The following is a 26574-nucleotide window of genomic DNA, read 5'->3' on the forward strand; positions in this document are numbered from 1 at the left end:
CACCTCGATTGGATAGATGGATTAAAAAATGCTGATATCCCACTCATGCACGATCTGCTTCAACAGGGATACACCTGCCACGCTGTTTCCGCATGAGTCGATGGCCGGGCCAAAAATGCCGATGCCGCAGCCGCCGGGAAAAGGGGATTGTGATCTCAGGTTGGGAGGAACGAGTGTCATAATTCCGCCAGACACGCCGCTTTTGGCCGGAAGTCCCACATAGGCAGCAAATTTGCCGGAAGCGTCGTACATGCCGCAAGTGAGCATCAACGCTTTTGCCAAGCGCACGACTTCTTTGGGCAAAACTTGCTCGCCGCGCAACGGGTGATAGCCGTCCAGCGCCAAAACCAGGCCGATCAGCGCGATCTGCTCCGTATTGACCTGAATGGAGCACTGTTTTAAATACACTTCCAGCGCTTCCTCGACTTCGCAATCCAGATACCCTGTGTCTTTCAGGTAATGCGCCAGCGCACGGTTTCGGTGTGAATGCATCCACTCCGAGACGAACACTTCCTCGTTAATGACAGGAGCCGAATCTGTAATCTTTTGGAAAATTGCGTATAAATAGTGCAGTTTTTGTTCCGGCGTACTTCCTGGCAAAAGCGAGGAGACGGTAATGGCGCCCGCATTGATCATCGGGTTGAACGGCTTGCCTGGCTTGTGCATCTCCAGACGGATAATCGAGTTGAACGCATCTCCCGTCGGTTCCACGTCCACGCGATCGAGCACGTAAGCCATGCCGTGGTGGCAGCAGGCTGCGATAAAGCTGACGACCTTGGAAATGCTCTGCATGGTGAAAGGAACTTCCCAGTCACCAGCCGTCACTTTGTTTCCGGAAGGGCCGACCATGCAAATGCCGAGCTGTGTCGGGTCTGCTCGCCGCAAAGCGGGAATGTAACTGGCGCATGCACCCTCTGAAGCTTGCTCGCGATGGTAGGCGACCCACCGTTGCAGATGTTCTGTCACCTGCTGTGCTTCCCATTTGTTTGCCGATGTTGCTGTTTGAAACAAACCCCGTTCCCCCCAAATCCTGTACTGTAAGCCTGTTTGTCAAGGAGCGAAAGCGCTTCCACGCCACGCAAAAATCGTATATTGAACACTTTAAAACCAACCTACAAAATCAAACAAAAACCAACAAAAGCTTTCACGCATTTATATAAATATTTTTTCTATACTTGTCGTTTACGTGTTTTATGGATAAGAATAGTAAGGGGAAAAAAGTGACAAACCCTACAGCAATCCAACAGGGAGGGGGAAGTGGCGCATGCATTCCCCATTAAAAAAGGATGGCTACATCCTGGCACTCATGCTGATCACGGTTCCGCTGGCAGGCGAACTGAAATTTTATCCGGTCAACGAGACGTTTCGGATCAGCTTTGGCGCGCCGACCTTTTTCTTCTTCTTGCTTTTGTTCCAGCGGCTTCCGGCGGTGTTGCCCGGGTTTTTGACCGGACTGTCTGTCGTCGGCTTTCGCTTGCTGCTCGACTCGTACACGCACAGCCCGTTTCATTTGGCTGCTTCGATGCAAGAGCACTATTCGAGCTTTTTTTTCTACTTTTCGTATTCGCTGCTTTTTTATGTGATCCGAATGGAGCGGTTCCGCGAGCGGACATTGATCATCGGCGGAATCGGGATGGTCATTGAGGTCGTAGCCGATCTGGTCGAGCTGCTATCGCAGTATGTGCTGTTTCACATCGTCGTGACCTGGAGTTCGCTGCAAGAGATGTTCGTGATTGCGCTCTCGCACAGCTTCGTCGTGCTCAGCTTTCTGAATATGATCCGACTGTACGAGACGCAAGCCCGGGAAAAACAGACCCGCGCGCAGCACGAGCATATGTTGATGCTCATTTCCAATCTGTACGAAGAGTCGATTCATCTGAAAAAGACGCTGCAAAATGCGGAGAACATCACGGTCAAGTCGTTCGAGCTGTACCAGCGCCTGCAAGCGCAAAAAGACGGGCTTGAACAAGCTTCCGTCGACTCGTTTGCGCGACAGGCGCTGATTATTGCAGGAGAAGTGCATGAAATCAAAAAAGACAACCAGCGAATTTTTGCCGGGCTGCAAAAACTGATTACCCACGAAAATCGGACGGATTTTATGGATATTCATCAGTTGGCAGACATTATCGTGCGCTCCCAGCGGAAGTACGCGAGCCTGCTCGGGAAAAACATCGAGTTTACTTGCCTGATTTCTGGAGAACACCCGCCCTATCACGTGTTTACCTTGATGTCGTTGATCAACAACATCGTAGCCAATGCCGTCGAGGCGATCCAGAAGACGGGGAGCATCTTGATCCAGGTGAACCGGGACAAAGAGTTTGTCGAGATCAAAATTGCCGACGACGGTCCGGGTGTGCCGCCCAGGCGCAAAAAGCTCCTGTTCAAGCCCGGATTCACGACCAAATACGACGACAAAGGAGCACCTTCTACGGGAATCGGTCTTTCTTATGTAAAAGAGATGGTGGACGAGCTACAAGGGGAGCTGGTTGTCGGAGACGGCGCAGCGGGAAAAGGAACGGAATTTGTCATCCGCTTGCCGATCAATCTTGTGAGGGAGAAAGAGGGAGACGATGCACTTTTACTTAATCGATGACGATGAAGCTGTGCGCCTGATGCTGACAGAAATTATCGAGGATGAGAACTTGGGGGAAGTGGTCGGCGAGGCCGAGGACGGAGCGCTCGTTGACGGTCATATGCTGACGATGAAACATGTCGACATCGTCCTGATTGATCTGCTCATGCCCGAGCGCGACGGGATTGAAACGATTCGCCAAATTCGGCCTGTCTTCAAGGGCAAGATCGTGATGATCTCGCAGATGGAGTCAAAAGATTTGATCGCCCAGGCTTACTCGCTCGGCAGCGAATACTACATTATTAAGCCAGTCAACCGGATCGAAGTGGTGACGATATTGCAAAAAGTCATCGAAAAAATCCGGCTGGAAAAATCGATTCAGGATATCCAAAAATCGCTGCATTCGGTCTTGCAACTGGATCAAGGGCTTGGCAGCCAGAACCGGGCGAGCAAAAGCGGCAAACAGTTGCGCGAGGCGGGGCAATTCCTTTTGTCCGAGCTGGGGATTGCCGGAGAGAACGGCAGCAACGATTTGCTTGACATTCTCGACTACTTGAACGAATGGGAGCAGAAGCATACGCTGAAAAGCGGCTTTCCAGCGCTCAAAGAAATTTTTGTCGCGGTTGCCCAAGCCAGACTGGGAACTGCCGCGGATGAAACACAAGTCATGAAAGTCGTCAAAGCGTCCGAGCAGCGGGTCAGAAGAGCGATCTATCAGTCCTTGAATCATTTGGCATCGCTAGGCTTGTCCGATCTGTCGAACTGGAAATTTGAAAATTACGCTTCCCAGTTTTTCGATTTTACGTTTGTGTGGAAAAAAATGGCCGAGCTGAAAAATAAAACGGCCACTGCTTCGGACATTCGCATCAACATGAAAAAATTTATTCAAGTTCTTTATGCCGAAGCCAAACGAATCCAGGCAGAAGCATAGCAAGCGTAAAGACGCAAAGCGACGGCACAAGAAGCCGTACTTGCCGTGACATGTCACGCAAAAAGCCCTGACCACTCGATCAGGGCTTTTTGCTGTCGGACAACCGGACACGCGGACTCCCGTCTCGACTGACTCTTACGTCCCGTCCTTTTCCATCAGCTTTTTCAGCTTGCGGTAGACGGTATTTCTGCCAATTCCGAGAATGCGCGCCGTCTCGGAGATGTTGCCGCCCGTCTGCAAAAATACGTCGACCATGTCGCTCTTGCCAGATTGGGTTCGTTCTTTTTGAGCATCGCTTATTTGTCCCTCGGCGGGCTTGGCAGAAAAGCTGGACAAAATGTAGGCAGGGAAGCGCTCCCGCTCAATTTTGCCTCCCTCCGACAGAAAAGCCGCTTCGCGCAGGGCGGCCGCAAGCTGACGCACGTTTCCCGGCCAACTGTAGCTCTCGATCAGCTTTTTGGCACTGGTTCCAAGCGCAAGCGGCCCTGTGCCCAACTGGGCTTCGATGCCGTGCAGCAGCAACTGGGCGAGCTGTAGCCGATCTGCACGCTCCCGCAACGGCGGCAGTGTGACCTGAACGCCTTGCAGTCGGTAAAACAAGTCAGCGCGGAAGCTGCCTTCCTGCACTTTTTGCCACAAATCGGTGTGCGTAGCCGTAATGATCCGCACATCGACGTGAATCGGCTTCGTTCCGCCTACCCGATAGACGGTGAAATCTTGCAGCACGCGCAAAAGCGCCACTTGCATCTCGGACGGCATCTCGGCTATTTCGTCGAGGAACAGTGTCCCTTGGTGAGCTTGTTCGAATTTTCCCGGCTGTCCGGTCTGTTTGGCTCCGGTAAACGCTCCCGGCTCGTAGCCGAACAGCTCGCTTTCTAGCAAACTTTTCGGAATCGCCCCGCAGTTGATCGCGACAAAAGGCTTGTCCGCACGCTCGCTTGCCAGATGAATCGCCTGGCTGACGACGTCTTTGCCTGAGCCGCTTTCGCCAAACAGCATAACCGTATATTCCGTTTTGGCTGCCCGCTTGGCAAGCCGAATGGCCGCGAGAAAGGCATCGTCTGTGCCGTATAAGTCATCAAAAGAGGTGAGACCTGTCCGATTTGCCCGGAGCGGCCTCGCCTTCGGTTTGGAGGATGGAGGGCTTGCGGCGATCTGCGGTGGACGCGTATCAAGCAGAACGGAAGCCTGCCAGTGATGTTCTCCGCCCCCTTTTGTGAGCAAGGGGAGGGAACGGGGAGTGGAAATGTCTTTTTGCCTGCCTAGCAAAGACTCGATGTCTGCTACTAGCTCTGTCACATGCACCTGTCCCAGCCGCTGTCTGTTTCCGCGCAGCAGTTGGTGCGCTTCGCGGTTGCCGCCCGTGACGATTCCGTCCTGATTGACGGCCAGCAGCGCGTGGTGCTTGGCGTTTTTCTCCGGATAGAGCGAGATGACCATCTGCCGATCGGGACGATGGATGAGCAGCCAATCTTCCACTTTGCGCGCCATCACATCGACCATGCCCAGTAAGGAAGGGTGGTACATCGCCGCATGTCCGCTAATATCGAGCACAGCTACCAGCTCGCCCTGCGGTCCGAAAATCGGGGAGGCGGCGCAATACAACATATGGTTGGAGTCAAGGTAGTGGTCTTTTCCGACGACCGCCAGCGGTTTTTGTTCCACAATGACTGTCCCCGCCGAGTTGGTTCCGCGCACCTGCTCAGACCAGCAGGCGCCGTGATGGACCTGGATTTTTTCCGTGTCCTTGAGGAAGACAGGATCGCCTTTGCTCTCCAGGATGTAGCCCGACGTATCGCAGAGGGCGACGATCGAGTAGGAGCTTTTCAGCCAATAAGCCAATCGCTCCATGGTTGGGTCCATCGTTCTCATAAACTCTTCTTTTTGTTCCCTGTATTGCCGAAACTGGGTTTCTTCCAGTATGGCATCCTTTGCTGTCAACGCATTAACCCCATTGATCCGGCTTCGCTCCCACGACTTTTTCAGCAACGCATTGGTGGGTTCCAGCAAACGATTTCCCCCTCTAACAGAGAAAATAAGACCTTCCTTTCTATATTACCACAATTTTCAAACTACAATGGGCAATGGAGCAATTGTATCGCAAAAATGGAGCAACTGTTCCAAAGCAAGATTGCTAGATTCATAGAAAAGCCGCTGTTTGTAAGCGTTTTCTATTTGGCACAAAACATGCTTCTAGTAAGGGACGAATGCACATAAGCGAAAATGAGGAGGGGCTTACGTGGCGCAAACGGCAAAAATCACATTGGACCCGCGTGTCGAAGCTTTCTTGGCAGGCGGTCCGAAAAAGCTGTTCATTGGTGGGGAGTTTGTAGCGTCAGCATCGGGAAAAACGTTTGACACGATTGATCCGGCTACTGGTGAAGCGATTACGTCTGTTTATGAAGCCGATGCGATCGATGTCGATCTCGCGGTGCAAGCCGCAGAAAAAGCTTTTGCGACAGATTGGGCCAAGGTGACGCCTAGCGAACGCGGGCGGATGCTCTGGAAGCTGGCTGATTTGATGGAAGAGCATGCAGAGGCGCTCGCGCAGCTGGAGACGATCGACAACGGCAAGCCGATCACCCACGCCCGTTTCGCTGACGTAGCATTGGCGATTGATCACTTCCGCTACTATGCAGGCTGGTCGACGAAGCTGGCTGGCGAAGTGATCAACAATTCTGCCGGGCGCAACATGCTGACTTACACGCGCCGCGAGCCGATTGGCGTGGTCGGGCAGATCATTCCGTGGAACTTCCCGCTCTTGTTGGCTGCGTGGAAGCTAGGCGCGGCACTCGCTACAGGCAACGTCGTGATTTTGAAAAGCGCCGAGCAAACGCCACTGTCCGCGATCTATTTGGCGGAATTGATCCAGCAAGCGGGATTCCCCGATGGCGTCGTCAACATTATTACAGGCTACGGGCCGACAGCAGGCGCGGCGATTACGAACCATCCGCGCATTCGCAAAGTGGCTTTTACCGGATCGACGGAGGTCGGCAAGCTGATCATGCAACAAGCGGCGGGCAATTTGAAGCGCGTGTCGCTGGAGCTGGGCGGCAAATCGCCGAACATTATTTTCCCGGACGCCGATTTTTCCAGAGCGATTCCTGGCGCGTTGATGGGCATTTTCTTCAATCAAGGCCAAGTGTGCTGCGCAGGCTCGCGCTTGTTTGTTCATAAAAAAGTGTACGACAACGTTTTGGCTGACATGACGAGCTATGCGGCCAAAATGAAGCAAGGCAACGGCCTGGACGAGTCGACAGAGATCGGGCCGCTCGTATCGAGCGAGCAATTTGAGCGGGTGACAGGCTACTTGCAAAAAGGGCACGAGGAAGGCGCGACTTCATTGACAGGCGGCGCACCGTTGGAAGGGCCGGGCTATTTCGTTCCGCCTACGATTTTTGCCGATGTCAATGAGCGCATGACGATTGCCCGGGAAGAAATTTTTGGCCCGGTTGTCGCAGCGATGCCTTTTGACGACGAGGAGCAAGTCGCAGATGTCATCCGGCGGGCGAATGATACGGAATACGGGCTGGCAGCAGGGGTGTGGACGACCGATCTGCGCAAAGCGCACAAAGTCGCGCATGCCTTGGAAGCAGGCACTGTCTGGGTCAACTGCTACAATGCGCTCGACGCTGCTGTACCGTTTGGCGGCTACAAGCAATCCGGATACGGCCGGGAGATGGGCTCGTACGCCCTGGATTTGTATACGCAGGTGAAGGCGGTCTGGGTCAACCTCGATTAAGACGTGGGCAAAAAAGCAAAAAACAGAGAAAACAAGGGGGAATCAAGCATGAGAGCGGCGCAAATTTTGGAGCAGCGTAAACCTTTGCGTATTGGAGAGGTGCCCGATCCGACACCAGGTCCGAAAGACGTGATCGTCCGGGTCGAAGCGTGCGGCGTTTGCCGAAGCGACTGGCACGCCTGGATGGGAGATTGGGACTGGATCGGACTCAGTCCGCAGCTGCCGATCATTCCGGGGCATGAGTTGGGAGGTGTCGTCGAGGCAGTCGGCAAAGAGGTGAAAAATTTCCGTCCGGGCGATCGCGTGACCACGCCTTTTCATGAAGGGTGCTCACATTGCGCCAATTGCCTCTCCGGCCATTCCAACCGTTGCGACAACTTGGCGATTTTCGGCTTCAGCTACGATGGCGCCTACGCCGAATACGTCCGCGTGCCAAACGGCGACTTCAATCTGATTCGCCTGCCAGACGAGGTAGACTCGCTGACAGCAGCGGCGATCGGTTGCCGTTACATGACAGGCTATCACGGCGTCATACGCGGAAACGTACAGCCGGGTAACTGGCTGGCTGTGCACGGTGCCGGAGGAGTCGGATTGTCCTCGGTTCAGGTGGCGAGCGCAGTCGGCGCGATGGTCATCGCTGTAGACGTCGATGACGCCAAGCTGGCCAAGGCAAAAGAAGAAGGCGCCGTTGCCGTCATTAACGCCAGAAAAGAAAATGTCGTCGAGGCAGTCAAGGAAATTACGAAGGGCGGAGCGCACGCCTCCATCGATGCACTTGGCATCCGCGATACGATTCTCAATTCGGTGTTGAGCCTGAGAAAAGGCGGCAGGCACGTGCAGATTGGCTTGACTACCAAGGAAGAGGGCGGCATGGTCGGATTGCCGATCGATGCGATCACCGCGATGGAACTGGAGATCGTCGGCAGCATCGGCAATCCGCATGCGGCTTACGAAGGATTGCTTACGCTGATCGCCCAAGGCAAGCTGAATCCGTCTTCGCTCGTGTCCAAGGAAGTCGCTCTCGATGACGTGTCGGGCATTTTGGAAGACATGACGAACTACAACACATTCGGCTTTAATGTGATTACGAAATTCAGATAGAACAGATGAACCAGTGCGTCTCTGAGTAGGACGAGAGACACACTGGTTCATTTTTTCTGGGGGCCAGTGTGCTTAAAAAATGTTTCATAAAAAGGAAAATTGGGGTAATTGTCGAAATATTTATCCGAATTGTTGTTCCCTCACTTTTATATCTGGAGGATGGAGATCATGAGTCAGCGGATAGCTCTGGATAGATATGCGAATCTTTCACAAGAAAGAGTCAAACTGGAACAGGAGTGGGAACGATTTGTTTCTGGAGTGAACGAAAAACCGGCCATTCGACCGCTGATGTACGAATCCTGGCAGCGCTGTCAGGAGCAAAATATCCATCCTCTGCGCACGAGAACGACGGTCAGCCTGTCCCGGGCGCAAATCGAGGCGTACTGGGAAGAGGATACGCTCCAGCATATTCTCAAGCCGCTTTTGCTGAAAATGAAAGACGCTTCGCTCGACTCGGGCCATTTGGTCACCTTCTGCAATGCCGCAGGAGACATCGTGCATTTGGACGGTGACTTGTCGCTGATGCTGAAAGCAGAAGACATGAATTTTGTCGTCGGCTCCTCCTGGGCGGAGCATCGGGCAGGGACGAACGCCATCGGAACTTCGCTCGTGACGGGGCGACCGGTACAGGTGTTTGCTGGCGAACATTTTTGCCAGGAGGTGCAAAAATGGACGTGCTCCGCCGCGCCTGTTCGCGATCCTGTCACACAGCAAATGATTGGCGTGTTCAATTTGACAGGCTTGTGGAGGGTCAACCACCCGCACTCTTTGTCAGCTGTTACCTCGGCAAAGCAAATCGTGGAAAAATATTTGCGCGGTCAACTGGAACAGGAGAGGTTCCGCTTGACAGAGCGTTTCTCGCTTCTCGTCTCTTCGGCTGTGACGAGTCCTTTTCTGGTACTCGATCGCGGCGGGAAGGTCATTAATGCGTCCAGTATCCTGTACGAGCAAGGGTGGGTTGATCGCCAGCAAAATTTGATCGGGGCGCCTCCTTCCGCTTTTGCCATTATCTCGAAAATGCAATGGGAGGCCGAACATGTGAGGGGAATATGGCGCTTTGAACTTATTCCGTATATATATGGCGGCAGGCCGATCGGCTCTGTCGTGTACGCAATTCCCCCGAACGACGAGTACGGCGTGCGGGAAGCGACGGCGGCGCAGCCTGTTTTTGCAGGGAGCGGAGGGGCAGATGGCTCCGCACGCGAGCCGTTGGCACCCGACTTTGCCGAAACGGCGAAACCGTTTATCCGCAGCGAGCGATTTTACCGTTCGCTGTTCGAAGACAACCCTTCGGCGATCATCTGTTACGACTTGCAAGGGAACATACTGGAGGCCAATCCGGCCGCCGAGAGATTGATCGGCTATACCGCAGAAGAACTGCAAGCGAGCAACATTATCCAACTAATCTTGCTGGATTGCGCCGAAAAAAAGCTCCATCCGTTCAGCCTGGAAGGAATGGGACGACCGCAGGAGTTTGAAATCGCTGTCAAACATAAAAATGGACACAGCATCGACGTCAGCATCAACAACTTCCCGATGTATGTAGACAACGAGATCAGCGGCTTCTACGCCATCGCCAAAGACATGACTCGCCACAAGCAGATCGAGGCGGATTTGCGTTCGACGAAGGAACAGCTTGATGTGTACCTGCGCAATACGGACGATTCGGTCGTTGTGCTCGACGTCGGCTTCCATATCGTTAAAGTCAACCGGGCGTTCGAGCAGATGTTTGGCTGGAGTGAACAGGAAGTCATCGGGGCCGAGCTGCCGACGATCCCTGACTTTTTGCAAGCGGATTTCCAGCTGCTGCAACAGGAAATTGTCCGAAATCGCCACGTGACATCGTATGAGGCGCTGCGTCAGCGAAAAGACGGGACGCTGCTCGATGTCAGCACCTTCATCTCGCCGCTGTCTGATTCAGAAGGGAACCTCATCGCCTTCGTGGCGATTCAACGGGACATAACCGAGCATAAGCGGATGGAAGCGGCCTTGATTGAAAACGAAAAGCAACTGCGAACGCTGATCAACGCCATGCCGGATTCCGTCTGCTTCAAAGACAGCGAAGGCCGCTGGATCGAGGCGAACGATTGCTGCTTGCGCGTGTTCCGCCTGGAGAACGTGCCGTATCAGGGAAAAACGGACGGGGAGCTGGCTCTGCTTTCCCCGGATTATCGCGAGGCATTGCTGCAATGCGCCGAATCGGACAAGCGGGCATGGGAAGAAGGCAAGCCCGTCCGGCTGGAAGAGGTCGTTTACCTGGACTACGGCGATGTGCGAATTTTTGATGTGAGTAAAATTCCGCTATTCGACCCGGAGGGCAAGCGCACGGGCTTGGTCGTGATCAGCCGGGACATTACGGAGCTGAAAAAGACAGAAGAGCTGTTGCGCAAGTCGGAAAAACTGTCTGTCGTCGGTCAATTGGCTGCGGGAGTCGCGCACGAAATCCGCAATCCGCTGACTTCCATTCGCGGTTTCATTCAATTTATTCAGGAAGGCCATTACAAGCAGGAGTATTTTCAAACGATCTTGTCAGAGCTGGATCGGATTCAATCAGTTGTCAACGAGTTTTTGGTGCTCGCCAAGCCGCAGGTCATCCATTTTACGCCGCGCAATCTGCCGCCTTTGCTGCATCAGGTGGTAGAGCTTTTGCAGACCGAAGCGATCTTAAACAATGTCCAGATTGTGCTGGAGATTGACCCGGTCGCCACGATGGTCAATTGCGAGGAAAATCAGTTAAAACAGGTCTTTATTAATATTTTAAAAAATGCGATCGAGGCCATGCCGTATGGCGGGCAGATCACTATTCAGCTCAAGCAGCAGGGAGAAGCTCTGTCGATTCGGATTTTGGATCAGGGAGAGGGAATAGCCGAGGAGCGAATACCGAAGCTTGGGGAACCTTTTTATACGACCAAGGAAAAGGGCACAGGTCTTGGCCTGATGATTAGCTACAAAATTATTCAAGCCCACCAAGGAACGATGAAAATTAATAGCCAGCGAAACAAGGGGACGACGGTGGAGATTCATTTGCCTGTGTGTGAACCTCTTGAATGAGCGTTTGTGTAAAGCCCGGGGGAGAAGAGATGCCTCTGGGTTTTTTGGTGCGGGCAGCGGCGTGAATAGAACCGTTTTTTCGACAAAAACCAGCAGAAAACATGCGAAAAAAGTAAAAAGACAGAATATTGACAAAGATGATACAGGATGTTAATTTTTGTTTAGGAAAACGTTTACCCGAAATGAGAGAAAGTGAGTGAGAAACCATTTCTGTCACGATAAAAGACATCGCCCAACTCGCCAACGTTTCTATCGCCACTGTCTCGCGTGTCCTGAACAACTCCAAGCCAGTCAGACCGGAGCTGCGGGAAAGAGTCCTGCGGATCGTCCAGGAGACGGGCTTTCAACCGAATGCGATAGCCAGAAGCCTCGTCAGCAAGGAAACCCGCATCATTGGAGTTATGATCCCCGACATCAACAACAACTTTTACTCCAACCTCACCTACGGCATCGACAGCGTGCTTAGCGAGGACGACTACAGCATGTTTTTGGCTATTTCCGACGAGATCGTGGACAAAGAGCTGAAGTATTTGCGGCTGTTCAAAGAAAAGCAGCTGGATGGCGTCATCATCGCGAGCGTGCATTTTTTGGAGAGCAACTTCCAGACGCTGCTCGACATGCAAGTGCCGACGGTCGTAACCGGCCATGATTTGCCCGGCTACCAAATTCCCACGGTCAACGTCAACAACGTACAGGCTGCGTACGATGCGACCGCTTATCTCATCTCGCAGGGCCATCAAAAAATTGCCTGTGTCTCCGGGCCTTTGTGGGACCCGCCGTGCGGACTGGATCGCATGGGAGGGTACCGCAAAGCGATGCGCGCACACGATTTGCCGATTCATGAAGGCTTTGTCGTCGAAGGGGATTTCACTGCCAAAAGCGGCTATGAAGCGATGCGCCGCATCTGCGAGGAGAAGGTGCGTCCCACGGCGGTGTTTGTAGCGACAGACCTGATGGCCGTCGGGGTGCTCAATTACTTGCACGATCACGGGATTCGCGTCCCGGAAGACATTTCGGTCATGGGCTTTGACAATCTGGAGCTGGCCTCCTTTACCAGACCGATGCTGACTACCGTTCACAACGACCCGTTTATGTACGGGAAGGCTGCCGCGGAGCAATTGCTCAAGCAAATCAGAAACGAGCCGGTGGAGAGGATGAGCATCGTTCCACACCACCTCGTCGTCCGGCAAAGTGTAAGCGTGATTTACGAGCGTACACCATGAATGGCCCATAGATGTGATCCAAACAGAGAGCTTGGCTCGAAAAAGGAGGGAAACGCATGAAGCTCGGCGTGTTTACTGTGTTGTTCAGCGACAAATCGTTCGAGGAAATGCTCGACCATGTGAAAGAGGCAGGATTGGAGGCAGTCGAAATCGGGACAGGTTGCTATCCAGGCAATGCGCACTGCCAGCTGGATGAGCTTTTGGAAAGTGCAGGGAAGCGCGAGGCGTACCGAAAGGCCGTAGAAGAACGCGGGCTGGTCATCAGCGCATTGAGCTGCCACGGCAACCCGCTGTCGCCAGACAAAGAATTTGCCCAGCAATCGCATGAGACGTTCGTCAAAACGGTGCAACTGGCCGAACAGCTCGAAGTCCCTGTCGTCAACTGCTTTTCCGGCACGGCAGGCGATCATGAGGGCGCGAAGTATCCGAACTGGCCTGTTGCCCCTTGGCCGAACGAATATCGGGATGTGCTGAACTGGCAGTGGAACGAAAAGCTGGTGCCGTACTGGAAGGAATGGGGCCAATACGCCCACGATCACCAGGTAAAGGTCGCGCTGGAGCTGCACGGAGGCTTTCTCGTCCACACGCCCGGGACGCTGCTGAAGCTGCGCGAACAGGTGGGAGAGGCGATTGGAGCCAATTTTGATCCGAGCCATATGTGGTGGCAAGGCATCGATCCGGTGGCGGCGATCAAAATATTGGGCAAAGAACAAGCGATTTACCATTTCCATGCCAAAGACACTTTTATCGATCAGGAAAAAGTGAACATGTACGGCCTGTTGGACATGAACTCCTATGCGAATCTGAATGAGCGGGCCTGGTACTTCCGCACAGTCGGCTACGGACACGACCAGAAGACGTGGGCAGACATGATGAGCGCCTTGCGCATGAGCGGATACGATTACGTCATCAGCATCGAGCACGAGGATGCCATCATGTCGATCGAGGAAGGCTTCCAGCGCGCCGTACAAAACTTGCAGCAGGTGATTTTGCGCGAGCCGCTCAAAAATATGTGGTGGGTGTAAAAGGAGGGAGCTTGTATGAGCACATGCAAGATCGGATTGATAGGAGCAGGCGGTATTGCCCTGGCGCATCTGGAAGCAGCCAAAGGCGAGCCGAGAGCTGAGATCGTTGCCATTGCAGATGTGTCGAAAGAAACAGCCGCAGAAAAGGCTGAGCAGTACGAAATCCCGCACGTCTTTTCCGATTACCGCCAGATGCTGTCCGAAGCGGCACTGGACGCTGTCATCGTCTGCGTGCCCAACTATTTGCACGCGCAAGCTGCGCTGGATGCATTGGCTGCGGGAAAGCACCTGCTGTGCGAAAAGCCGATGGCGATGAACAGCGGTCAGGCAGAAGCCATGATCGAAGCAGCGAAGCGAGCGGACAAAATTTTGATGGTCGCGCAAAACAACCGCTTCCGCAGCCAGGCCAAGCAGATCAAAAGCTGGCTGGATGAAGGGAAGTTCGGCAACGTGTACCACGCGAAAACAGGCTGGGTGCGCCGCAACGGAATCCCCGGCTGGGGAAGCTGGTTTACGCAAAAAGAATTGGCAGGCGGAGGTCCGCTGATTGACATCGGGGTACATATGCTCGATTTGACCTTGTGGCTGCTTGGTCATCCCAAGCCAGTGTCGGTACTCGGCCAGACGTACGCAGAGTTCGGCCCGAAAAAGCGCGGGCTGTCCGAGTGGGGCCGGATCGATGAGAACGGCGTGTTTGACGTGGAAGACATGGCGGTTGCGATGATTACGTTTGAAAACGGCTTTTCGCTCACGCTTGATGCAAGCTGGGCGTCGCACATCGAAAAAGAAAACGTTTTCCTGCAACTGTACGGGCAAGAAGGGGGCGTATCGCTTGGCTTGCTGGATGAGCAGCTCGCTCTTTACCACGAATGGGGCGGCGTCATGGCAACGACTGAGCTATCGCCCAAACCGTGTCAGGAACGAGTCGCGCTCTTGTCCAACTTCCTCGATGCCATCGAAGGGAAAGCCGAGGCGCTGTGCACGCCGGAGCAAGCTTTGTACATTACCCGTCTGATTGAAGCGATCTATCAGTCGGCTCGCACCGGGGAGGCTGTCCGCTTTTCGTAAACGGTTGAAGTGCCTGCGAAAGCAGGCTTCAGCATTCACCAAAAGAGCATAGGGGGTTAATGGCATGAAAGTTATGAAAAGGCTTACATCAATGGGACTTACCTTGACCGTGGCACTCTCGCTGGCAGCATGCTCCTCCACTCCGCAGCAATCCGCACCCGCACAAGGACAACCTGCATCACCAGAAGCGCCGAAAACAGAACCAACTCCGCAGCCAGCCGCCGAAAAAGTCAAGCTCGTCTACGCTCGCGGCAAAGACGCCACCGATTCCACGAAAAAGCTCGTGGAAGCTTTTCAGAACGCTCACCCGAACATCGAGGTAGAAATCCGCGAGATGCCATCCGACACCGGACAAAGCCACGATCAGTACGTCACCATGTTCAGCGCGCAATCGTCCGAGATCGACGTGTTCGACCTGGATGTAATCTGGCCGGCTGAATTTGCCCAGGCAGGCTATCTGCTTCCGCTCGACCGCTTGATGGAACAAGACGGAATCGAGACGGGCAAATATATCAAAGGCGCGATGGACGCCGGAAATTTCGGCGGTCAGCAATGGACGATGCCCAAATTCATCGATGCCGGACTGCTCTTTTACCGCAAAGATTTGGTCAAAGAACCGCCAAAAACATGGGATGACTTGATCGCGCAAGCAAAAGCCACAAAAGGTCAGGGCGGCACGAAGTTCGGCTACTTGATGCAAGCCAAGCAGTACGAGGGACTGGTGTGCAACTTCGTTGAATTTAGCGCTGCCTACGGCGGAAAAATTCTCGACGAGCAAGGCAACGTGGCGATCAACAACCCCGCGACGATCAAAGGATTGCAAAAAATGATCGAGATCGTCAAATCCGACATCGTCCCAAGCAACATCACTACCTTTATGGAAACCGAATCGCATACCGCATTCCTCGAAGGACAATCGGCCTTCATCCGCAACTGGCCGTATCAGTTCGCCCTCGCGCAAGATCAGGCGCAATCGAAAATCGTCGACAAAGTGGCGATCGCTCCGCTCCCGGCAGGGGATGCAGGCTCTGCCGCAGCACTCGGCGGCTGGATGGGCGGCATCAACAAATTCAGCAAGCATCCGAAAGAATCGTGGGAGTTCCTCAAGTTCATGACCGGAGCCGAAGGACAAAAAATTTCGGCCGTGCACGGCGGTCTGGCTCCAACCTTGCTGCCTGTGTATGAAGACGCTGATGTGCAAAAAGCAAGCCCGCTGTTTGCGAACAAAGACTTCGTCGATGGCGTGAGCGCTGCCGTGTCCCGTCCGACTACGCCGATCTATCCGAAAATCTCCGAAGTCATCCAGATTGAAGTGTCCAAAGCGCTGGCCGGACAACAATCCGCAGAGCAAGCCGTACAAAACATGGAAGCAAAAATGAACGAACTGATGAAAAAGTAACGCGGGTCCAGCGACATAGCGACACGCGCCAACAGGTCCAGGCGGCTTCCGGGAGAGGGGGACTGTCTCTTCCGGAAGCGAATGGGCCGCGGCAAGCAGAAGATGCTCTTGTGATTTTCAATCAGGAAAGAAGGTGGTGAACGGATGAATCGACAAAACAAAGGCTCTCTTTCGGAAAAGCAAATGGGCTATTTGCTGATTTTACCCGCACTGCTGATTATCCTCATCATCGCGATTTGGCCTGTCATGCGCTCATTCTGGATCAGTCTGCACGATATTCGGCTGAATGACCCGACAAAGACCGAAGTTCATTCCTCGTATGGGCTGGATATGGAGCGCTACGTCAGTACCTTTCCCAACCTGCTGCGCTATGTGAAAAAAGAAGCGGAGGCCGCCCAGGGACCTGCAAAAGACAAACTGGAGGCGATTCGGCAAGAGATCGAGCAAATGAATCAAGCGCTCCAGCAATCAGGCGAGATCGCGAGCCGTTACGAAGCCATCGACCAGTTGCTGCTGGAGTTCAAGCCGATTCCGAACGAACTCAAATACGTGACGTTGACAGGGGAAGCGACAGACGCGATCCGGACAACCTTGGCGCAGACGGAATCTACCCTGCTGGAAATGGGGGCAAACAAACAGCTGGCGAAGCCGGAAGGAGCCGTCGGGGTGATGGCCGGGATCACGTCCGCAATCATCGAGCCGAACTATGTAGGTTTTGCTTACTACCAGCATTTTTTGACCGACAGCCGCATGTGGGCCGCCTTGTATAATACATTCTTTTTTACGGTCGTCTCCGTGGTCATCGAGCTTGTGCTTGGCATAGCCATCGCCCTGCTGATCAACCGTCCGTTTCGCGGCCGGGGGCTGGTGCGGGCAACGGTGCTGATTCCATGGGCGATCCCGACCGTTATTTCCGCGATGATGTGGAAATTTTTGTACGACGGCCAAAACGGGATCGTGGCTCATCTGTTCGAAGTGACGGGGCTGGTATCGGATATGGGCGTGCTGCTTTCGACAAAGGCTGGCGCGATGTTTTCCGTCATTTTGGCGGACGTCTGGAAAACGACTCCGTTCATGGCTCTGCTGCTCTTCGCCGGCTTGCAGACCATCCCGCACAGCTTGTACGAAGCGGCTTCCGTCGATGGAGCGAACCGCATGCAGCAATTTTTCCGCATTACGCTGCCGATGCTCAAGTCGACGATTCTCGTGGCGCTGTTGTTCCGTACGCTCGATGCGTTTCGCGTATTCGATCTGATCTACGCGCTGACTGGCGGCGGACCTGCCAACTCCACGGAAACGATCTCGATTTACGCCTATAAAACGATGTTTGCGCAGATGAGCTTTGGCGAAGGCTCGGCGCTCGCAGTCCTTGTGTTCTTGTGCGTCGCGCTCATTTCGATCGGCTACATCAAAATTTTGGGGGCTGACCTCCTCGGTGAGGGAAACGGAAAATAAGGAGGAAAATGTCATGCAAAAAAAGGCGGGTCCTTTGTTTTACATCGGATTGCTGCTGTTTGTCTTCGTCGTGATGTTCCCGTTCTTATGGATTCTCCTCGCCGCGCTGAAGCCGCCAGGGGAGCTGTTCGGGGAGAGGGCCTTTCAGTTCATCATTCAAAATCCGACCTTGGACAACTTCGTCCGGGTATTCACGGAGCGTCCGTTTGCCAGATATTTATGGAACTCCACCGTGGTTGCGACGCTGACGACTCTGTACTCCATCACGATTGCGTCTTTTGCTGCCTATGCGATCGCCTGGCTGTCTTTTCGCGGCAAAACGATCATTCTCGGCATCGTGCTGGCCGTCTCGATGTTCCCGCAGATCGCCACGATTTCCCCGATCTTCATGTTCATGCAATCGATGGGGCTGACCAACAGCTATCTCGGCCTGATCATTCCGTACACGACTTTCGCCTTGCCGCTTGCCATCTGGAATTTGACGATCTTCTTCCGCAAAATCCCGAGCGATTTGGGCGAAGCTGCCAAAGTGGACGGAGCGAGCATTTGGCAGACGATGACGCGAGTGTTTTTTCCGCTGGCCATGCCGGGAGTATTCACGACCGCGATTCTCGTTTTTATCGCCGCCTGGAACGAATTTTTGTTCGCGCTGACGCTCAATACGCAGGAAGCGATGAAGACTGTGCCTGTAGGGATCGTCATGTTTCAAGGGATGTTCACGATTCCGTGGGGAGAGATATCGGCCGCCTCGATTATCGTTACCGTGCCGCTCGTCGTCATGGTGCTGATTTTCCAGCGCCGGATTATTTCCGGTTTGACTTCCGGGGCGGTGAAAGAATAAGCGCTGCGAAAATGCGCCGCCAAAAGCCAAGCGAGCGCCCTTCGTACATGTGGCTGGCAGGATATCTCCCGTGCCGGGGCGAAATCAAACGCCTGACAGCAAGGAATGAGGGGGAGTCCGATGAATTTGTCGCCAGTTGAAATTCGCGTGCAAGCGGAAGCGATCCGCGAGGGGCATGTGAACAACGTCAAGTACATGGAGTTTTTGGAGCAAGCCCGCCAGCCCTGGTATGACTATTTTTTGCACCTGGGCTTCCGCTCTTTTGTCGCCAAGCTGCAAGCGGACTACAAGCAGGAAGCGTTTCTCGGCGACGTCCTCGTCATTCATACGGCGGTAGAGCGAGTGGGAAACACGAGCTTTGTCCTTTCCCAACGGATGTACAACCAGCGGGAAGAGCAGGTGCTGGATGCCGAGGTGACGTTTGTCGCTATCTGCGCCAAAACAGGCGAGAAAATCCGCGTGCCGGATGAGCTGCGGACAAAAGCGTAAGCAGGACGGCAGAGCAGCGCAGGAAGGGGTCCGATCCGAAAAGAATCGGGCTTTTTTGGCGTGGAAAGGGGTTCCCACGAAGCGGCAGGCGAGAAGTGGAGCCAAAAATGAAGCAGTCCGTGACAGGAAGACATGACAAGTTAGTACAAAAGTAGCTGATACGGAAAAAAGAATGTTGAAATTTGTGGAAAATTTGACTAAAATACACTTTGCGTACAAACTTTCCTCACGATTCGCTGTTGGTTTTGCCTCGTTTCGACGAAAATCAAATCTGACGGGAAGGGAGCGCGGCGCCACTACATCATCCAATCGGTGCAGCCGCGATACAAGCTATGTCGAGCACCATCAAAACGAATCAAATATCGCTTCCGAAAGGGGGAGGCGCCATTTCGGGAATGGGCGAAAAATTTCAGCAAAATGAGTTTACCGGAACCTTTTCGTTCAGCATCCCGCTCAGGCTTACTCCCAGCCGGGATTGTTCGCCCGAACTGCATCTTTCCTACAGTTCAGGGGAAGGCAACGGCATTTTTGGCCTTGGTTTCCATCTTTCCCTCCCCACAATATCACGAAAGACAGCAAAAGGCATCCCGCGCTATGACGATTCAGACATTTTTCAGCTCTCCCATGCAGATGACCTGGTTCGCCAGCCTGAACAAGGCGAGCGGCACACGGTCCGCGCAGGAGAAGACACGTATCAAGTTACGAAGTACCGCCCCCGCGTGGTCGACGCCTATGACAAAATCGAGCGCTGGGTAAATATAGCGACAGGAAGCACGCATTGGCGAGTGACCGATCGCGAACAGTTCGTCCAGCTGTTTGGAAAAACCGAACAAGCAAGAATCAGTGATCCCGATGACCCTGCCCGCATTTACCAGTGGCTGCTGGAAGAAGCATTCGACCCAAAAGGCAACCACATTTCCTATGACTACGAGTCCGACATTGTCTCCTCCAAAACCCCCGCGCACCAAGACGAGAAACGTATCCCATCAGCCAACAAGTATATCAGCCGCATACGTTACGGAAACAAAGTCCCTTATCAGGAAGGGGAGTCGCTACCTGACGTCTATCATTTCGAAGTTGTCTTTGACTACAGCTCTTCCGCAGATGCACGCCCTCTGACTTCGTTTGCAAACAGACCACCCGTTGCGTACCGAAGCGATTCCTTTTCCCAGTACCACGCCGGATTTGAAGTTCGGACAAGCCGCCTGTGCCGCAAAATGTGGCTGTTCCATCATTTCGAAGCCTTGGACCGCAGTCCGCTTCCCGTTCAATCCTACACCTTTTCGTATGAGCAAGCATCGACTGTATCGCTGTTGTCCAGTGTCGAGCTGACGGGTTTTCGCTGGGCGAATGGCGAGTATGCGCAAGAAAGCTTGCCGCCGCTTCTGTTGAACTATTCCCGCTTTGAGCCGACAGCGCAAACGTTCCAGTCGCTGCACGCGCTCGATCTGGCTGCTCTTCCCGCAATGGGACACGATTCTTCCGCAGAGCTGATCGATCTGTACGGCGAAGGAATCCCCGGTATTTTGTATCAGGATGAGGTTTCCGCCCTCTACCTGGAGCCGATATTGGCGCAGGACGAACAGGGAAGCGATATCGTCGCGTATGCGCGTCCGAAAGAACTGCCGACTTTCCCTGCGGCGAATCATGTACCGTCGTCCAGTCAGCAGCTGATGGATTTGGCTGGAAACGGGGAGTTGGCACTGGTCGTTGCGACACTTTCGGAAGCGGGGTACTTTGCCAGCGGGCCAAGCAAAACGTGGCGTCCATGGAAGCCGTTTGCTTCGTTTACGAACGCTTTTTTTCAGGATGGACACGCGCTCGTTGATTTGACCGGAGACGGACTGGCTGACTTGGTGCACATCGATCAGGAGACGATTACGTACTATCCGAGCAAGGGAACGGAAGGCTTTGGCGAGCCGGTGCGTGTATGGCGAAGAAGCGATTTGCCTCTGCCCCGACAGGAAACGAAGACAGAGGCAGTCAAGTTTGCCGACATGTTCGGCAGCGGGATGCAGCATCTTGTCAAGGTTGCCAACGGCAGTGTCCAATGCTGGCCGAATTTGGGCTACGGACGCTTCGGTGAGCCTGTAAGCATGGAAAATGCCCCGTATTTTGCCGACGGACTGGACGAATCCCGGTTGTTTCTCGTCGATGTGGACGGTTCAGGTACAGCGGATTTGATCTACGCCTATCCCGATCGGATTGATGTTTACTTGAACCAGAGCGGCCATTCCTTTCGCGAACCGTTCAGTGTCCCGTTGCCAGCCAGCTGGGACAGAATCAATCAGCTACAGTTTGCAGACGTGCATGGAAACGGCACGACTTCGCTCGTTTTCAGCGAAGAATACCCCACGACCAGACACTGGTGCTACGATTTTTGCTCTCGCCAAAAGCCGTACCTTTTGACCCGCATTGAAAACCAGTGCGGAGCAGAGACGCGCATTTCCTACCGCTCCTCCACTTATTTTTACATGAAAGACAAAGAGAATGAGTTTTTCTGGCAGCAGCATTTGCCTTTTCCCGTTCAGGTCGTCGAGAAGGTGGAGAGCATCGACTGGATATCCCAGGCGACGATGTGCACGCGGTACGCGTATCACCACGGCTACTACGACAGCGTGGAGCGGGAGTTTCGCGGCTTTGGCATGGTGGAACGGACAGACGCCGAGACACTTTCGGCAGAGGCGGAACCAACGGATGTGCCCCCTGTCTGGAGCAAAAGCTGGTATCACACGGGAGCGGTTGCCGAATCCGGCGAATTGTCCCGGCAGTTTGCCCGCGAATACTACCAGGGCGACCTGCAAGCTTATCCGCTTCCGGACAGCACACTCGTACAGGCAACAGCAGCAGGACAGCCCCCTCGCGATGTGATTGATGGCGAGACATTCCGGCAAGCCAGCCGCTCGTTGAAAGGCCAGCTTCTGCGCAGGGAAGTGTACGCGCCTGCTGCTGCGGTCGCCTTTGACGATCAGGACCCGGCTGCGCCGTACACCGTGGAGGAGATGAACTACTGCGTCCGTATGCTTCAAGTGCCTGAGCGAAGCGAGTATGGCGTGTTTGCGATCGAACCGCAAGAATCGATCTCGTACCATTACGAGCGCAAGTGTGCCGATCCGCGCATCGAGCACAGCTTCGTTCTGGAAGTCGATGCGTATGGAAATGTCCTCAAGTCGTGCGCGGTTTCGTATGGACGAAGACAGGGCGCCCACACTTTTCCCGAGCAATTGACGGGAAAAGTCGTGTACGAGGAAGCGACGGTGCTAAACAGCATCGGACAAAACGTGTACCTGCCGGGAGTTCCCGTCGAGCATAAAGTGTTCCACCTGAAAAATGTGACGCTCTCCCAAGAGCGGCCCTATGTTGCCAAAAACGAGCTGCTCAGCGCGATTGCCTCCATTCGTCCGTCTGAGGCTACGCCGCTCATCGGATGGGAACGGCATTATTACTGGGACCCGATTCGCCAGGAACGCTATCCGCTGGGGGAAGTATCCGCGCAAAAGCTGCTTTGCCAAACAGAGACAGCCGTTGTAACGGAACAGCAGATCGTGGAGCGATTTGCCGAGGTACTGCCAGCGTCGCAACTGAACGAGTTGCTGCAACAAGAGGGCGGCCTTTTCTCGGACGGTGATTTTTGGTGGAATCCCGGTTTGCTGGAAGTTCATTTGGAGGCGGCAGGATTTTATTTGCCGCAATTCGCCGTAGACCCGTTCGGCAATCGGACGACATATCGCTACGACTCGTCCTACTTGTTCATCGAGCAGACGACAGATGCGCTCGGAAACGCGACGAGCGTGCAAAAGCTGGATTATCAGACGATGAAGCCTGCGCAAGTCCTCGATCCAAACGGCAACTGCACAGAAGTGTTGTTCGACCCGTTCGGACGTGTGATCGCGATGTCGTACTACGGGACTGAAGGGGGAGTGGCGACAGGCTTCCAGCCGCTGTCCGCCTATGTGGAGCGCGGACGTCCCGATCTGGATCGCCTTTTGCACAGCCCGGATGGCGGTCGCTTTTATGTGCAGGGAGCGGCGTGCTTCTTTGCTTACGACGACTTCGCCTGGGCAGAGCGCAAACAACCGATCGTTTCGATCCAGCTCAACGCGCAAGATTATGCATCGAGCGAATCTCGACCTGCTTTTACCCAGTTGACGTACCTCGACGGATTTGGCCGCGAGCACCAGCAGATGGTGAAGGTCGAGCCGGGAGCGGCGTACGGCCCGGACGGAAAACTTTTGCCTGACCCGGTAGAGCCGCGATGGCTGGCGACGGGACGTACTCTCTACAACAACAAGGGCAAGCCGGTAAAAGAGTACGAGCCTTACTATTCGTCCTCGTACGTCTACGTCGACGATCCGGTGCTGCGGACGTTCGGAGTTTCTTCCACGCTCACCTACGATCCGCTCGGGCGCGTCATCCGGGTCGATACGGCCAAAGGCTTTTTTACGCGGGTTCGCTTTACCGCATGGTCCGAATGGCACGAAGACGAAAACGATACGATCCTCGAATCCCGCTATTACCAACAGCATGTGGACGACGAGGACCCTGCTTTTCAACAGGACAGGCTGGCGCTGCAAAAAGCAAGCCTGTTCGCCGGGACTCCAGTCGAAAAACAGCTCAACTGCGACGGCAAAACGATCCGCTTGATTCAAAAAGCAGAAGGAATAGTTGCTCCTGACGATTTTACTGCGCTGGGCTTGTCGATCAGCCAGGCAAAAGAATTGTTCCAGGAGCTGCAAACAAAGCAATTCGTCGATTTTCGCGGGGCTTTGACTTATTTGTTCCAACCTGAACGGGCAGGCTTCACCCTCGGACTCAGCGCTCCATACGCTTCACAGGAAGCGGCTGTGATCAGCAAGCTGTCGTCCGTTCAAAAGACAGGCGCAGAGCTTGCGGCTTGCTACGAATGGGACGTCCGGGGGAACCAGATCAGCGGCGCTGACCCGCGCCTGGCCAAGTCCGGCGAGCGCAACTTCTTCACGCAATACGACCTGGCGGGCAACATTTTGTACAAAAAGAGCGCAGACGCCGGGGAACGCTGGCAGCTTTCAAACATGTTCGGGCACGTCATTTTGACGCGAGATGCGAACAATCAGCTTTTGCGCTACAAATACGATGCGCTAGGGCGGCTGAGCGAAACGATTCGCCAGGATGAAGGGAAGTCTTTTGTCCTGGAACGGATCGTGTACGGAGACAGCCCAGCAGCCCAGCAGGCTTTAGCAGGGGAAGATCCGGCGAAGTTCAACCTGCGCGGGCAAATTTACCAGCAGTACGACCAGGCAGGATTGGTTACGCATCACGTGTACGATCTGGGCGGCTCCATGCTTCGGGCAAGCAGACAGCTGTGCACCAGCTATCGCGAGCAGACCGACTGGGGAAGCGGGCAGGAGCCGAGCACGCTTTTGGAACCAACGGTGTACACGACTTCCTACGAGTACGATGCGTTGGCGCGTTTGACTGTCGCTACCGCTCCCAACGGGCTTGCGCAGCAATACGAATACCATTTGTCGGGGCTGTTGGACAAGCTGCTGGTCAAACAAACTCCAGAATCGCCAGCCGAGCCGTATGTGGCAGGCATTTCCTACGACGCAAAAGGCCAGCGCACCCGCATTCAATACGGAAACGATGTAGTGACCAAATACGAGTACGAGCCTGCGACATTCCGCTTGCTTCGCGCGATCAGCACGCGGCAGGCGGACCGCAAGCTGATGCAGGACATTGTCTACACGTATGATCCCGTTGGCAATATCGCATGCGTAACGGATCAGGCGCTGTCCACTGTTTTTGCCAATCAGCAAGTGGTAAAACCGCAGTCTGTCTACACGTACGATGCTCTCTACCGCTTGATCGAAGGGACAGGCCGTGAGCATCCGGGCATGTCGCCGCAAGCGGAGTCTGCCGGGGCTTTTGCCGATAGCGGCTTTGTCCCGCTGTCAAACGTACCGCTTAACGACCAGCAGCAACTGCGCAACTACACTCGCCGCTTCACGTACGACGCTGCCGGAAACTTGTTCTTGACCAAGCATCTGACCGGGACTGATTCCGGCTCGTGGACACGGCAAATGACCGTTTCGGAACGCTCCAATCGGGCAGTCGAAACCGAACTGTTGTCCGCCAGTGCGACTGGGCTTCCGCTGACAGCCGGGCAAATCGATGACTTTTTCGACCGAAACGGCAATGCCATCCGCATGGTCGGGATCGACGAGATCGCCTGGAACGAACGGAACAACATTCGCCAGGTGACGGTCATCGCGCGGGAATCCGGCTTTTCGGACAGCGAGTATTACGTGTATGACAGCGGCGGAACCCGCATTCGCAAAGTGACAGAGCGCTATGCGAACAACAACACAGTCGTGCACAGAGAAGAAACGATATACATGGGAACTTTTGAAATCAGGCGCACGCTGCAAGGAAGCCAGCTCAAAGAGGAAAAGCACACGCAAAAAATCATGGACGGGCAGCATTGCATCGCCGTCTGCCTCTCCTGGACAGAAGGTCTTCCATCCGACGTGACCAGCAATCCGCAAATCCGCTTCCAACTGGAAAATCATTTAGGCTCGGCCGTGCTGGAGACGGATGCATCCGGCAAAATCATCAGCCTGGAAGAATATTACCCGTACGGCGGCACGTCACTCATCGCAGGCACCAGCCTGCAAGAAGTAAAGCGGAAGCTGTATCGCTACGGCGGAAAAGAAAGAGATTCGCTCACTGGCTTTTATTACTACGGCGCCCGCTACTTTGCGCCGTGGCTGGGCAGGTGGATCAATCCCGATCCGGCGGGGGAAGTCGACGGCTTGAATTTGTTCGTATTCGCCCAAAACAACCCGTTGGTCTTCCGCGATGCAGGGGGCTACGTGTCGATCAAACAGGCCAAAAAGAATGCAAACGGCGGCAAATCGAAACCGAAAAAGAAAAAGCTTTCGGTCAAACGGGACACCGACAAATACTTCCGCTTTTCCGGGCGGCCCGATTTCGACTCGGCGGGGAAAAAGATCAAGCTGAAAAAGGAACAGGATCGCCGCCACGTCATTGGCTACGACGATGTGATCAGACCGTCCTACGAGCGCATCATCAACCTGGTGATCAAAAATGCAGGGAAAGAGAAGTTCATCAAGTGGCAGATGAAACGCTATCAAAAATATAAAATCACCCGCGCTCCCAAAGAATCCGCACCAGTGGAGAAGCATTTGACTTTTGGTTTAACCAAGCTGAACAGTACGCCAGGCAACCTGAATCCAGAAAACGCTCACGAAAACCAGGCGATCGAAAAAGTGCGGGAACAGGCGCTTCTCGTAGAGGAAAGACTGGGGAAAGCTTTTTCGGAGTCCATCCCGACTTTGGACGAAGTGAAAACGATCATGAAGACGGGCTTCAAGCTCAGCGACGGCGGCACGCCAATCAAGGACTATGCCGATTCGGTGCGCAAGTTCGTGCACAAGCGGATTGACGAAGCGACAGATGTGATTCAACTGAGCAGAATCTTGCATGAGACCAAAGTATCGACGGGCGTTGATTTGAATAAAGGAAGCGGCACCAAAGAACAAACTTCCTTCGCCTTGAGCTATATCGAGAAGGTGACGGAAGCGAGCGATCCGAACAGCACGATGACCGATGAGGAACGTCTGGATGTGGTCTGGTCATTGCGGGCTATTCCGAAGAATTAAAAAACAGGGAATGAGG

General features: G+C 54.1%; 15 protein-coding genes. 13 read left to right on the plus strand and 2 right to left on the minus strand.

What is annotated here, in order from left to right; translation table 11 throughout:
• Positions 1–21 precede the first annotated feature (21 nt).
• On the minus strand, positions 22–1011 hold the full coding sequence (locus EDM60_RS25200; RefSeq protein WP_122966409.1) for a glutaminase: 990 nt from the start codon (positions 1009–1011) through the stop codon (positions 22–24).
• Positions 1012–1264: 253 nt separating this feature from the next.
• Between EDM60_RS25200 and EDM60_RS25205 the strand changes: the two genes are divergently transcribed.
• Both EDM60_RS25205 and EDM60_RS25210 read left to right on the plus strand, forming a co-directional pair.
• Positions 1265–2593: a sensor histidine kinase gene (locus EDM60_RS25205; protein WP_122966410.1), complete on the plus strand. Its 1329-nt coding sequence runs from the start codon at positions 1265–1267 to the stop codon at positions 2591–2593.
• Positions 2571–3503 carry a response regulator gene (locus EDM60_RS25210; RefSeq protein ID WP_122966518.1) on the plus strand — a complete coding sequence of 311 codons (933 nt, stop codon included), beginning with the start codon at positions 2571–2573 and terminating at the stop codon, positions 3501–3503. The genes EDM60_RS25205 and EDM60_RS25210 overlap by 23 nt, the downstream gene beginning before the upstream one ends.
• Before the next feature lie 135 nt (positions 3504–3638).
• Here the strand turns inward: EDM60_RS25210 and EDM60_RS25215 are convergent, their stop codons facing one another.
• Positions 3639–5513: a sigma-54-dependent Fis family transcriptional regulator gene (locus tag EDM60_RS25215; RefSeq protein WP_122966411.1), complete on the minus strand. Its 1875-nt coding sequence runs from the start codon at positions 5511–5513 to the stop codon at positions 3639–3641.
• A 229-nt stretch (positions 5514–5742) separates the two neighbouring features.
• On the opposite strand from EDM60_RS25215, the gene EDM60_RS25220 reads away from it, so the two are divergent.
• From EDM60_RS25220 to EDM60_RS25280, 11 genes are all read left to right on the plus strand, one after another.
• The gene (locus tag EDM60_RS25220; RefSeq protein WP_122966412.1) at positions 5743–7245 is read left to right on the plus strand and encodes an aldehyde dehydrogenase family protein; all 1503 of its coding nucleotides are present in this window, start codon (positions 5743–5745) and stop codon (positions 7243–7245) included.
• 48 nt (positions 7246–7293) lie between these two features.
• Positions 7294–8346, plus strand: a complete 1053-nt coding sequence (locus tag EDM60_RS25225) for a zinc-dependent alcohol dehydrogenase family protein (RefSeq protein ID WP_122966413.1) — start codon at positions 7294–7296, stop codon at positions 8344–8346.
• Between the two features lie 168 nt (positions 8347–8514).
• Positions 8515–11397 carry a PAS domain S-box protein gene (locus tag EDM60_RS28975; protein WP_174769220.1) on the plus strand — a complete coding sequence of 961 codons (2883 nt, stop codon included), beginning with the start codon at positions 8515–8517 and terminating at the stop codon, positions 11395–11397.
• 227 nt (positions 11398–11624) lie between these two features.
• The gene (locus EDM60_RS25245) at positions 11625–12620 is read left to right on the plus strand and encodes a LacI family DNA-binding transcriptional regulator (protein WP_122966414.1); all 996 of its coding nucleotides are present in this window, start codon (positions 11625–11627) and stop codon (positions 12618–12620) included.
• Positions 12621–12676: 56 nt separating this feature from the next.
• Positions 12677–13645, plus strand: a complete 969-nt coding sequence (locus tag EDM60_RS25250; protein ID WP_122966415.1) for a sugar phosphate isomerase/epimerase family protein — start codon at positions 12677–12679, stop codon at positions 13643–13645.
• Between the two features lie 15 nt (positions 13646–13660).
• A complete protein-coding gene (locus EDM60_RS25255) occupies positions 13661–14713 on the plus strand; it encodes a Gfo/Idh/MocA family protein (RefSeq protein WP_122966416.1) in 1053 nt (350 codons plus the stop codon).
• 64 nt (positions 14714–14777) lie between these two features.
• Positions 14778–16112, plus strand: a complete 1335-nt coding sequence (locus tag EDM60_RS25260; protein WP_122966417.1) for an ABC transporter substrate-binding protein — start codon at positions 14778–14780, stop codon at positions 16110–16112.
• A gap of 144 nt (positions 16113–16256) precedes the next feature.
• Positions 16257–17567: a carbohydrate ABC transporter permease gene (locus EDM60_RS25265; protein WP_122966418.1), complete on the plus strand. Its 1311-nt coding sequence runs from the start codon at positions 16257–16259 to the stop codon at positions 17565–17567.
• Between the two features lie 13 nt (positions 17568–17580).
• Positions 17581–18408: a carbohydrate ABC transporter permease gene (locus EDM60_RS25270; protein ID WP_122966419.1), complete on the plus strand. Its 828-nt coding sequence runs from the start codon at positions 17581–17583 to the stop codon at positions 18406–18408.
• Between the two features lie 120 nt (positions 18409–18528).
• Complete coding sequence (locus EDM60_RS25275) at positions 18529–18897, plus strand: acyl-CoA thioesterase (RefSeq protein WP_122966420.1); 369 nt, start codon at positions 18529–18531, stop codon at positions 18895–18897.
• A 395-nt stretch (positions 18898–19292) separates the two neighbouring features.
• Positions 19293–26558 (plus strand): SpvB/TcaC N-terminal domain-containing protein, encoded by a 7266-nt coding sequence (locus EDM60_RS25280; RefSeq protein ID WP_167470381.1) that lies wholly within the window; start codon positions 19293–19295, stop codon positions 26556–26558.
• Positions 26559–26574: the final 16 nt, after the last annotated feature.

The sequence above is a fragment of the Brevibacillus parabrevis genome, from assembly GCF_003710905.1.
In the GTDB taxonomy this organism is placed as follows: Bacteria; Bacillota; Bacilli; order Brevibacillales; family Brevibacillaceae; genus Brevibacillus; species Brevibacillus parabrevis.

Bases quoted from the DNA above. Each gene is read 5' to 3' on its own strand.
- EDM60_RS25205 (WP_122966410.1), top strand. From the start codon at position 1,265: ATGCATTCCCCATTAAAAAAGGATGGCTACATCCTGGCACTCATGCTG.
- EDM60_RS28975 (WP_174769220.1), top strand. From the start codon at position 8,515: ATGAGTCAGCGGATAGCTCTGGATAGATATGCGAATCTTTCACAAGAA.
- EDM60_RS25260 (WP_122966417.1), top strand. From the start codon at position 14,778: ATGAAAGTTATGAAAAGGCTTACATCAATGGGACTTACCTTGACCGTG.
- EDM60_RS25265 (WP_122966418.1), top strand. From the start codon at position 16,257: ATGAATCGACAAAACAAAGGCTCTCTTTCGGAAAAGCAAATGGGCTAT.
- EDM60_RS25275 (WP_122966420.1), top strand. From the start codon at position 18,529: ATGAATTTGTCGCCAGTTGAAATTCGCGTGCAAGCGGAAGCGATCCGC.
- EDM60_RS25250 (WP_122966415.1), top strand. From the start codon at position 12,677: ATGAAGCTCGGCGTGTTTACTGTGTTGTTCAGCGACAAATCGTTCGAG.
- EDM60_RS25255 (WP_122966416.1), top strand. From the start codon at position 13,661: ATGAGCACATGCAAGATCGGATTGATAGGAGCAGGCGGTATTGCCCTG.
- EDM60_RS25225 (WP_122966413.1), top strand. From the start codon at position 7,294: ATGAGAGCGGCGCAAATTTTGGAGCAGCGTAAACCTTTGCGTATTGGA.
- EDM60_RS25280 (WP_167470381.1), top strand. From the start codon at position 19,293: ATGGGCGAAAAATTTCAGCAAAATGAGTTTACCGGAACCTTTTCGTTC.
- EDM60_RS25270 (WP_122966419.1), top strand. From the start codon at position 17,581: ATGCAAAAAAAGGCGGGTCCTTTGTTTTACATCGGATTGCTGCTGTTT.
- EDM60_RS25210 (WP_122966518.1), top strand. From the start codon at position 2,571: ATGCACTTTTACTTAATCGATGACGATGAAGCTGTGCGCCTGATGCTG.